This is a genomic window from Mesobacillus sp., assembly GCF_047739415.1.
In the GTDB taxonomy this organism is placed as follows: domain Bacteria; phylum Bacillota; class Bacilli; order Bacillales; family Cytobacillaceae; genus Mesobacillus.
The window spans coordinates 1-10,432 of the sequence record NZ_JBIQOE010000126.1 but is presented as its reverse complement, the minus strand read 5'-3'; the positions used below and the strand labels follow the sequence as shown (position 1 = coordinate 10,432).

Here is a 10,432-nt window from a genome sequence, read left to right as displayed (position 1 = left end):
TCAGAAAACAATAATAAAGAGGGGGCATAACTTTGAAAAAGTCGAAATTTTCATTGCTATTGATTTTGACTCTAGTATTCTCGTTAATCCTGTCTGCTTGTAGCGGCGGAGATAACAAAGCTGGAGACGAAAAGCCAGAAGATGGCGAAGGTACAACTGGAGAAACTGCTAACGTACCACAAGAATTAAGAATGTTGGATTCTTCCGAGATCCCAACAATGGACACAGTCCTTGCTGAAGGTTCTACAAGTTTCACTTACATAAACAACGTAGGTGAAGGTCTTTACCGCCTTGACCAGAACCACAAGCCAGTTCCTGCACTTGCAGATGGCGAGCCTGAAATCAGTGATGACAACCTTGTCTACACTTTCAAACTAATTGATTCAAAATGGTCTAACGGCGAGCCTGTAACAGCTCAGGATTTCGTGTATGCTTGGCAGCGCGCTATCGACCCTAAGACTGCTTCTCCATATGGTCCTTACATGATGGGTGGCAAAATCAAAGGTGCTGCAGAAATCACTGAAGCTGGTGCTGCTGAAAAGCCTTATGATGTAACTACTCTTGGTGTTAAAGCACTTGACGACAAGACTCTAGAAGTTACACTTGATAAACCAATTGCTTACTGGCAAGACCTTTTCGCTTTCCCAACATTCTATCCGCAAAACCAGAAGTTTGTTGAAGAGAAAGGCGATGCTTACGCAAGCAATGCTGAAAACTTACTTTACAACGGTCCATTCGTAATGGAAAAATGGGAAGGTACTGACGCTACTGAGTGGGTACTTGCTAAAAACCCTAATTACCACAACGCTGATCAAGTTAAACTTGAAAAGATCACTGTAAACGTCGTTAAAGATTCTAACTCTGCTGTAAACGCATTCGAAGCTGGCGAAACAGATATGACTGGATTGCTTTCTTCTGATATCGTTCCTTCATACGAAGGCGACGAGCGTATGATGAGCTGGATGGAAGCTGTTGTATTCTGGATCAAAATGAACCAGAAGAACGAAGCACTTGCTAATGTAAACATCCGTAAAGCAATCGCAATGGGCTTCAATAAAGAAGACCTTGCAAAGAGCATCCTGAACAACGGCTCAGTTGCAGCTAACTACTTTGTACCAAAAGATTTCGTAACACTTGATGGTGAAGATTTCCGTGAAAAGCATGGCGACCTTATCTCTTTCAATGCTGAAGAAGCTAAGAAGTATTGGGAACAAGGTCTAAAGGATCTTGGCGTAGACAAATTAGAACTTCGCTACCTTGGTGGAGACACTGAAGCAGCTAAGAAAACTGATGCTTACATCAAGAACCAGTTAGAAACAAACCTTCCTGGTTTAACAATCAATCTAGAAAGCGTTCCTTTTGCAGTACGTCTAGAGCGTGACAACGCTATGGATTACGATCTTCAATTCGCAGGATGGGGTCCTGACTACGGTAACGCATTGTCGTTCACTGACCTTTGGATCACTGATGGCGGAAGCAACAGAATGGGTTACTCAAATAAGAAATACGATCAGTTGATTAAGGATGCTCAAGGCAAACTTGCTACTGACGAAAAAGCTCAGTGGGAAGCACAGCAAGAAGCTGAAAGAATCATGCTTGAAGAAGATGCTGGTATAGCACCTGTTTATCAGCGTGCAGCTAACATCCTTCTTAACCCGAATGTTAAAGGTCTTGCGATCTACAACTACGGTCCTGACTACTCATTCCAGTGGGTAACAATCGAAGGCGAAGAATAAAAACTTAAAGAAGTTTCTTATTTCAGAGTGTAATAATTCTGAGGATAGAAAGAGAGTATATCTAGATATACTCTCTTTTTCCCTGTATAGCATTTGTCGAACAATAGGGAAAATTGAAATAATACAGGAGGTGCACCCATATGGCAAAATACCTGTTAAAAAGGGTACTTTATATGTTTTTGACTCTTTTCATCATTGCGTCCCTTACATTTTTCTTAATGAAAATCATTCCTGGTACGCCTTTTGCAAGTGCGAATAAATTGGGTCCTGCACAGATGGAAATCATGAAGGCAAAATACGGTCTAGATCAGCCAGTACCTGTTCAATACGCTAAGTATATTGGCAACTTGCTGCAAGGAGATCTTGGTATTTCCTTTCAGTTTAATAACACACCGGTAACTGAACTGATGTTTAAACGTTTAGGGCCATCCATGCAATTAGGTGCCCAGGCGATGCTCCTTGGAACAATTCTAGGAATTGTTCTTGGTATATTCGCGGCATTAAGACAGAATACATGGGTCGATTATAGCTCTACTTTTATTGCAGTTTTGGGTAAGTCTATTCCTAACTTCGTATTTGCAGGATTACTGCAATATTTTGTTGGTGTAAAATTAGGCTGGTTCCCAGTGCTTTTCTGGCGTGGATTTGAGTATACAATCCTGCCGACTATCGCACTTTCCATGTTGCCAATTGCGATTGCTGCCCGTTTCATGAGAACTGAAATGATTGAAGTGTTAGGGTCAGACTATATCATGCTTGCAAAAGCTAAAGGTGCGAGTTTCTTTGAGATTGCATTTAAGCATGCTTTAAGAAACGCGCTAATCCCGTTAGTAACGGTTTTAGGACCTTTAGCAATTTCATTGATGACTGGTTCACTTGTAATCGAGAAGATTTTTGCGATCCCTGGTCTTGGTGAACAGTTCGTAAAATCTATTACAGTAAATGATTACCCAGTTATCATGGGAACAACCATTTTATTTGCTGCATTATTTGTAGTAATCATCCTAGTAGTGGATATTCTGTACGGAATAATCGATCCACGTATCAGGCTGTCTGGAGGTAATAAGTAATGGCTGACTTTGAATCAAACATTCCAAAAGATCGTTTTAGGCCGGCGGAAATCGATTCGGCCAAGAGTGAGGAAATTAACAGGCCAAGCTTAACCTTCTGGCAGGACGCCTGGATGCGCGTACGTAAAAATAAGGGTGCGCTTGTAAGCTTAATCGTTATGGCGTTGGTTATCATAATGGCATTCGTTGGTCCATTTATCAGTGGTAAAGAATTTGACACTCAAAACGTGAGTCATAACAATTTACCGCCTAAAATCCAGGGACTAGAAAATATCAGCTGGCTTCCGTTTGATGGTATGAAGACAAACAAGGCCGGTAAAGAAATCGATATGTATGAAGTTAAAAAAGTTGATGAATACTATTGGTTTGGTACGGATGCGCTAGGTCGTGACTTATTTACACGTGTATGGAAGGGTACTCAAATTTCACTTTATATTGCCTTCCTTGCAGCCGTTATTGATATGATTATTGGTGTTGCTTACGGTGCTATTTCTGGTTACTTTGGCGGGCGCCTGGATAATGTCATGCAGAGGATCACGGAAATCCTTGTTGGTATCCCGCTAATGATTGTCGTTATCTTGATGATCCTTGTATTGCGGCCGGGTATTATTTCCATTACGGTTGCCCTTACGATTACAGGCTGGGTTGGTATGGCCCGTGTGGTACGTGCCCAGACGCTTAAGCTTAAGGAACAGGAATTTGTACTCGCTTCTAAAACCCTCGGAAACAGCGATGGCAAAATTATTTCTAAACACTTATTGCCAAACCTTGCTGGAGTCATCATTATCAATACAATGTTCACGATTCCAAATGCGGTATTCTTTGAAGCGTTCCTAAGCTTTATTGGACTTGGTCTTCAGGATCCATATGCATCTCTCGGTACATTGATTGATGAAGGTTTTAAAGTGCTAAGATTGCACCCACATGAGATGATAATTCCAGCTGTTATCATCAGTATCATCATGATTACGTTCAATATGCTGGCAGACGGATTGCGCGATGCGCTTGATCCGAAAATGCGCGATTAAGGGGCAGGTGAATGTATTATGGAAAACATATTAGAAGTTAAGGATTTAAACATATCCTTCCATACATTCGCGGGCGAAGTTAAAGCGATCCGCGGTGTGAACTTTGATTTGAAAAAGGGAGAAACCCTTGCAATAGTCGGTGAGTCGGGATCAGGAAAATCAGTAACGACTAAAGCAATCATGAAATTGTTGCCTCCAGGAAATTCCGAAATCAAGCAAGGTGAAATATTGTTTGAAGGCAAAGACTTAGCAAAATTGTCCGACAAGCAAATGCAGAAAATCCGTGGACAGGATATCTCGATGATTTTCCAGGATCCAATGACCTCTTTAAATCCAACAATGGCTGTTGGAAAGCAGATCATGGAACCTTTGATCAAGCACCAAAATATGAGTAAATCAGCTGCTAGGGAACGTGCAATTCAACTCTTGAAGCTTGTAGGTATCCCGAAACCTGAATTACGTATCAAGCAATACCCGCATCAATTTTCAGGCGGTATGAGACAAAGGGTTGTTATCGCAATAGCTTTGGCATGTAATCCAAAGGTTCTAATCGCTGATGAGCCTACAACGGCGTTGGATGTTACGATCCAGGCGCAGATATTGGAACTGATGAAAGATTTGCAGAAAAAAATTGACACTTCAATCATTTTCATTACCCATGACCTTGGTGTGGTTGCTAACGTAGCTGACCGTGTGGCAGTAATGTATGGTGGTAAAATTGTCGAAATCGGTACGGTGGATGAAGTCTTCTACAATCCGCAACATCCATATACTTGGGGATTGATCAGCTCAATGCCAAGCCTGGATGCTAAAGAAGAGGAACTTTACGCAATCCCTGGTACACCGCCAAATTTATTGCATCCGCCAAAAGGTGATGCTTTTGCGCCTCGTAATGAATATGCAATGCAAATTGACTTAGAAGAACAGCCTCCAATGTTTAAAGTGTCTGATACACATTATGCTGCTACATGGCTGTTGCATCCAGATGCTCCTAAGGTAGAACCGCCGGAAGCTGTGAAAAGCAGAATGCGAAAATTCATGGGCACGAAATAACTGTAGGAGGAGGACTGGCTGATGGAAAATAGAGAAAAGCTTCTTGAAATAAAGAATCTGAAGCAGTACTTCAATATGGGGCAACCTAATGAAGTAAGAGCGATTGACGGAATTACTTTTGATATCTTTAAAGGAGAAACTCTTGGATTGGTTGGAGAATCAGGCTGTGGCAAGTCCACGACTGGCCGAACAATCATCAGGCTTTATGAAGCAACAGATGGAGAGGTCCTTTACAAGGGAGAAAACGTTCACGGCAAGAAGAACAAAAAAGATTTGAAGAGATTCAACAGAAGTATGCAAATGATTTTCCAGGATCCTTATGCATCCTTGAATCCAAGGATGAAAGTTTCTGATGTTATTGCCGAGGGCATTGATATTCATGACCTGGCAAAAAGCAAGCAAGAAAGAATGGAAATGGTATATGAACTGCTTGAAACAGTTGGCTTAAACAAAGAACACGCTAACCGTTATCCTCATGAGTTTTCAGGTGGACAAAGGCAGCGTATCGGAATTGCACGTGCTCTTGCCGTGCAGCCGGAATTTATTATTGCAGACGAACCTATTTCCGCATTAGACGTTTCCATCCAGGCGCAGGTTGTCAACCTGATGAAGAAATTGCAGCGCGAAAAAGGTTTAACATACTTGTTTATCGCACACGACCTTTCAATGGTAAAATATATCAGTGACCGAATTGGTGTTATGTACTTCGGAAAGCTGGTTGAGCTAACTACTGCTGAGGAACTATACAAAAATCCGCTTCACCCATACACACAATCATTGCTTTCTGCGATCCCGCTTCCGGATCCTGAATCTGAGCGCACTCGCAGACGTAAAACTTATGATCCGAATGTGCATCAGTATGCAGACGGCGAAGAAGTGAAGATGCGAGAAGTTGCTCCAGGCCACTATGTGTATTGCTCTGAAAAAGAACTGAAGCAATATCAGCAGCAATATGTCAAATAAATTTAACGATCTCTTATTTTGAGATCGTTTTTTTTTGCTTAATAAAAAGGGTTAAGGTAAAAAATTCCATTTAAAAAATTAATCTATAATATCTAAATCTGTCGAAAGTGGGTAAAATAGAATTATAGATTCATATTATAAAGAAAGCTACTATTTAGAGTTGGCATACGTTTTGAAAGGAGAGGTGTTTATGCAGTTTAAACAAATCGCAGCAGCAGCATTATTGGCTGCCTCTTTTTCACAAGCAGGAGGTACAGTGTTCGCAGAAACGAAAGCACATGAAACAGAAAAACTACCGGTCAGGGAACATCAATCATTGGTTAGAGAGATACCAAAGCAGATGCCAAGGTTCAAATTCGATTCAGGTTATACATTTGAATATCCTGATGCTGTAAGGGGAATTTATGTAACAGGGAACTCAGCTGGAGGAGAGAGGTTTAATAGTCTTACAAAACTTATTGATGACACCGATTTAAATGCAATGGTAATTGATATTAAAGAAGACCACGGATATCTTACATACAAACCCGATGAAGATTCTCCTTTTAAAGAGATTGGAAAGCCTTATATTAAAGATCCGAAAAAACTATTGAAAACTTTGGAAGAAAAACAGATTTATCCTATCGCAAGGGTAGTAGTTTTTAAAGATACAGCTTTGGCAAATGAGAAGCCTGAGTGGTCATTTAAGGAAGGGAATCAGGTTTGGAAAAATGGCAGAGGAGAATCGTTCGTAAATCCATTCGTTAAAGAAGTTTGGGATTACAACGTTCAAATTGCAATCGAAGCAGCGAAAATGGGTTTCCAGGAAATCCAGTTTGATTATGTTCGTTTCCCTGAGGGATTCGAAAATAGGGATGACACACTTCAATATTCGATGGGAGATTATAAAGATCTTGAAATGGATAATATACAAAAACGGGTTAAAGCAGTTACCGATTTTGTAGCATATGCCCGAAAGGAATTAAAGCCATACGATGTTAAAGTATCAGTTGATATCTTTGGTTATACGGCAACACTTCCCGAAGCTCCAGGAATAGGGCAGAACTTCTCGAAGATCTCCGAGAATGTGGACGTCATCTCTTCGATGATTTATCCAAGTCATTGGACTTCTTATTTCGGGATTGCCAAGCCTGACACAGAGCCATACCGCCTCGTTCAGGAATATGCAAAAATGGAAAAACAGAAACTTGCTGAATTAAAGAACCCGCCAGTATCACGTCCTTGGCTTCAGGATTTCACAGCCTCCTGGTTAGGCAGTGGAAATTACCTTGTATACGGGAAAAAGGAAGTCGAAGACCAAATCAGGGCCTTGAAGGATCAGGGAATAAACGAATATTTATTATGGAACGCAAGCAACAGATACTCACCAAATGTTGATTACACACCATAGGACCGAAGCGTATCGAGGGGTTAGGCGCTGGAGCTGGACAATTTTTTGAAGTGGAAAACTTTCTGATACTATATAAAAAGCCTGGAATGAGTTAAAATCATTTCAGGCTTTTCATATCATTAGATTATAGATATGAAAATAAGTTATAATAACAGTTGGGATGTGGATTACTTCTTGCTTCCGCCGACTTTTTTCCAACCAGTTTGCAAACTAGTTGATTGATCGACAAATTCATTTCTTTTATTTCCACTAAAGAATTTGGTTCCTACTCCATTGGTAATCACACCAATTGTCGCGGTAATTCCCACAATCAGTAAAGCAACGATAGTTAAATCCATTATGTAACCGCCCATGATAAACCTCCACCTTTTTTTTCACTAAGTCTGGATAGTGATTTTGTGATAAATATAATTCATGATCCCCGTACATCTTTATTTTAAAAGAATTGCCGGTGTATTAAAAGAACTTTATCAAGAAAAAATAATACAAGTATTATGATCATGATTATATAAGAAAAGCTGGGTGCTTATCAGGAAGGAATAAAAATAAAAAGGAGATAAGCAATGCATTGGTATGAGAAATTAAATCAGTATTTCCCGATTGAGGAAATGAAGTCAAAGGAACATATGGAAACACTTTTAAAAGAAAGACCAGAGATTTACCATAAGGATGAAGGTCCCGGACATGTCCTCATGTACGTTGAAACAGATGATTTTGTTTTCATCGATTACCTTTTTGTCTCTAAGACGACGCGCGGTCAGGGTCTGGGCCATAAGCTGATTGAGAAACTGAAGGAAAAGGGCAAGCCGATTATCCTTGAGGTTGAACCAGTAAACTATGAGGATACAGATACGGAAAAACGCCTTCGTTTTTACAAACGTGAAGGCTTCGAACACGCTAGGACGATTGGTTACAGACGTCGTTCGCTAGCAACGAAGGAAATTAACGAGATGGAAATCCTTTACTGGTCTCCAGACGAGTCTTCAGAGGATTTAGTATATGAAGCAATGAAGAAGACTTACAAAATGATTCATACTTATAAAGATAAAAAGTTTTACGGAGAATCTTACCAGCCAGTTGAGGAAGTCTTGACTGTGGAAGATAAACGGGATGATTTGCTACAGGACATCTAAGTCACAAGCGCAACCAGTGTTTCTTACATGGTTGCGTTTTCATTTTTACTTAAGTAATTGAGAATTAAACTTTTTTCAAATAAAAAGGTTTAAGTCTTTTGCAATCGGGTAAATATAATTAAATTATGAAAATGAAAGTCTAACGGACACAAACAGGTGGAATTGTACGAATATTTATATAGATTAGATCAGAGGGTGATGAAAAATATAAATTATATTGAAACTTTTTTCAATTTCGTTCGTTATATATAGAGGAGAGTAAAATATCCTTACATAAATACCCGGAATAAATTATGAAAAGGGATACCTTTTATTTAATCCTTGGTGTATAATAAACAATATGAATTATAAAATTAAACTTATTATTATTTAAGAAATGACAGCTCATTTAAAGCAAATAATATATAAGTAAATCTAAGGGAGTGTGAATTACCAATGGTCACTTTATACACTTCACCAAGTTGTACCTCTTGCAGAAAAGCAAAGTCATGGCTAGAAGAACATGAGATTCCATATACGGAAAGAAACATATTCTCAGAGCCTTTATCTATTGATGAAATAAAGGAAATTCTTCGAATGACTGAAGATGGAACGGATGAGATCATTTCTACCCGTTCGAAGACTTTTCAAAAGCTTGATGTGAATTTGGAAACCATGCCTCTACAGGAACTGTTTGAGGTTATCAAAGAAAATCCTGGCTTGCTTCGCCGTCCGATCATCATTGATGAAAAGCGCCTGCAGGTTGGATACAATGAAGACGAAATCAGACGATTCCTGCCGCGCAAAGTACGTACATTCCAGTTGCGCGAGGCTCAGCGTTTAGTAAATTAAACTTAAACTTTATTGCTATCAAAGCTCCCTTTTGGGGGCTTTTTATTTTTCATGGATGAATCCCTTCCAAATGTTCGCCTGGCCGTGCAGACAAATTGAACTATTGTTGCTTTTCTGCTAAAATGTAAAGAATACTTTAAAATTATAATATGTTAAGACCGATCACTTTTGGGGTAACTTGGTTGACTGCAGCAGAAGAAAAGAGAATCCTGCGATAATACCAGCGCATTCGTGTATCCTTACAATATGTTCAACAGGTAATCTGCTCTCAGACAAGATCATTCTTGAGCTTTTTATAAAAAATGGGTGTATATTTTGTTTCCAAAATGGCTTAATATAACATAAAATAAAGTACAAGATCGTTTATTTCTTTTTACAAAGCCCCTTTGTAAATCAAGGTGATTTAGGCTTATTTATTAAGGGTAATGATAAAGACCAACTGCTTTTTTGGGGGTATTTAGTCCCTTCAAATTTTTGCCTGGAAGGGAGAGAAAGCGAATGGAAATCGAGCGTATTAATGAGAATACGGTTAAGTTCTATATTTCATATATGGATATAGAGGAGCGCGGGTTTGACCGGGAGGAAATCTGGTATAACCGTGACCGCAGCGAAGAGCTTTTCTGGGAGATGATGGATGAAGTCCACGCCGAGGAAGAGTTTGCAGTTGAAGGTCCTTTATGGATCCAGGTTCAGGCCCTGGAAAAAGGTCTGGAAGTTTTAGTGACAAAGGCACAGCTATCGAAGGACGGTCCCAAGTTCGAACTGCCGCTTCCAAACGATAAATTGAAAGACCTGCCAGTCGATGAACGAATCGAAGAGCTGCTTGACCACCAATTCAATCCAAAAGGGATTGATGATGCTGATCCGGCCTTCGAGGATGATTTAGAATTCCTGCTGTATTTCAAGGATTTTGAAGATGTCATCTCACTTTCGAAACGGCCGGGAATAGACAGAGTCAAAACAAGCTTGTACAGCTATGATGACAAGTATTATTTATACATTGAGTTTCCTGAGCAGGATTTTGAGGATGAAGAAGAAATTGACAATATACTAAGCGTTCTTTTAGAGTATGGGCAGGAGTCGACAGTTACGATTCACCGTCTCGATGAATACGGTAATAAGATTATCGAAGAAGACGTGTTTAGTATCATAAGAAAGCATTTTTCATGATTGCAGGCCGATTTCAGAGATGAAATCGGCTTTTTTAATCCAGCTCCAGCGCATAGCC

General features: G+C 39.8%; 10 protein-coding genes. 9 read left to right on the top strand and 1 reads right to left on the bottom strand.

The annotated features are described in order from the left end of the window. Positions 1-32 precede the first annotated feature (32 nt). The 6 genes from ACH0QE_RS10140 (at position 33) to ACH0QE_RS10115 (ending at position 7,240) form a co-directional block, all read left to right on the top strand. Complete coding sequence (locus ACH0QE_RS10140) at positions 33-1,736, top strand: peptide ABC transporter substrate-binding protein (protein ID WP_415800573.1); 1,704 nt, start codon at positions 33-35, stop codon at positions 1,734-1,736. Positions 1,737-1,876: 140 nt separating this feature from the next. Then, positions 1,877-2,806 carry an oligopeptide ABC transporter permease gene (opp3b, locus tag ACH0QE_RS10135; protein ID WP_415800572.1) on the top strand — a complete coding sequence of 310 codons (930 nt, stop codon included), beginning with the start codon at positions 1,877-1,879 and terminating at the stop codon, positions 2,804-2,806. Continuing rightward, entirely contained in the window at positions 2,806-3,834 is a 1,029-nt protein-coding gene (gene opp3C, locus ACH0QE_RS10130; protein WP_415800571.1) for an oligopeptide ABC transporter permease, read from the top strand. Before opp3b ends, opp3C begins: the two co-directional genes overlap by 1 nt. An 18-nt stretch (positions 3,835-3,852) precedes the next feature. Further along, a complete protein-coding gene (locus ACH0QE_RS10125; protein ID WP_415800570.1) occupies positions 3,853-4,887 on the top strand; it encodes an ABC transporter ATP-binding protein in 1,035 nt (344 codons plus the stop codon). Between the two features lie 21 nt (positions 4,888-4,908). Further along, positions 4,909-5,850: an ABC transporter ATP-binding protein gene (locus ACH0QE_RS10120; RefSeq protein ID WP_415800569.1), complete on the top strand. Its 942-nt coding sequence runs from the start codon at positions 4,909-4,911 to the stop codon at positions 5,848-5,850. A gap of 190 nt (positions 5,851-6,040) precedes the next feature. Beyond that, positions 6,041-7,240, top strand: coding sequence for a putative glycoside hydrolase (locus tag ACH0QE_RS10115; RefSeq protein WP_415800568.1), 1,200 nt, complete (start codon positions 6,041-6,043; stop codon positions 7,238-7,240). A 167-nt stretch (positions 7,241-7,407) separates the two neighbouring features. Here ACH0QE_RS10115 and ACH0QE_RS10110 read toward each other — a convergent pair whose 3' ends face one another. Next, entirely contained in the window at positions 7,408-7,593 is a 186-nt protein-coding gene (locus tag ACH0QE_RS10110; protein ID WP_415800567.1) for a hypothetical protein, read from the bottom strand. Positions 7,594-7,803: 210 nt separating this feature from the next. On the opposite strand from ACH0QE_RS10110, the gene ACH0QE_RS10105 reads away from it, so the two are divergent. The 3 genes from ACH0QE_RS10105 (at position 7,804) to mecA (ending at position 10,374) form a co-directional block, all read left to right on the top strand. Next, positions 7,804-8,373, top strand: coding sequence for a GNAT family N-acetyltransferase (locus ACH0QE_RS10105; RefSeq protein WP_415800566.1), 570 nt, complete (start codon positions 7,804-7,806; stop codon positions 8,371-8,373). A gap of 435 nt (positions 8,374-8,808) precedes the next feature. Then, the gene (spxA, locus tag ACH0QE_RS10100; RefSeq protein ID WP_079508109.1) at positions 8,809-9,204 is read left to right on the top strand and encodes a transcriptional regulator SpxA; all 396 of its coding nucleotides are present in this window, start codon (positions 8,809-8,811) and stop codon (positions 9,202-9,204) included. 498 nt (positions 9,205-9,702) lie between these two features. Further along, a complete protein-coding gene (gene mecA / locus ACH0QE_RS10095) occupies positions 9,703-10,374 on the top strand; it encodes an adaptor protein MecA (RefSeq protein WP_415800565.1) in 672 nt (223 codons plus the stop codon). The last annotated feature ends 58 nt before the right edge of the window (positions 10,375-10,432 follow it).

Excerpts from the sequence above, each read along its gene's own strand:
- opp3b (WP_415800572.1), top strand. The coding sequence starts at position 1,877 with ATGGCAAAATACCTGTTAAAAAGGGTACTTTATATGTTTTTGACTCTT.
- opp3C (WP_415800571.1), top strand. The coding sequence starts at position 2,806 with ATGGCTGACTTTGAATCAAACATTCCAAAAGATCGTTTTAGGCCGGCG.
- ACH0QE_RS10125 (WP_415800570.1), top strand. The coding sequence starts at position 3,853 with ATGGAAAACATATTAGAAGTTAAGGATTTAAACATATCCTTCCATACA.
- ACH0QE_RS10120 (WP_415800569.1), top strand. The coding sequence starts at position 4,909 with ATGGAAAATAGAGAAAAGCTTCTTGAAATAAAGAATCTGAAGCAGTAC.
- ACH0QE_RS10115 (WP_415800568.1), top strand. The coding sequence starts at position 6,041 with ATGCAGTTTAAACAAATCGCAGCAGCAGCATTATTGGCTGCCTCTTTT.
- ACH0QE_RS10110 (WP_415800567.1), bottom strand. The coding sequence starts at position 7,593 with ATGGGCGGTTACATAATGGATTTAACTATCGTTGCTTTACTGATTGTG.
- ACH0QE_RS10105 (WP_415800566.1), top strand. The coding sequence starts at position 7,804 with ATGCATTGGTATGAGAAATTAAATCAGTATTTCCCGATTGAGGAAATG.
- spxA (WP_079508109.1), top strand. The coding sequence starts at position 8,809 with ATGGTCACTTTATACACTTCACCAAGTTGTACCTCTTGCAGAAAAGCA.
- mecA (WP_415800565.1), top strand. The coding sequence starts at position 9,703 with ATGGAAATCGAGCGTATTAATGAGAATACGGTTAAGTTCTATATTTCA.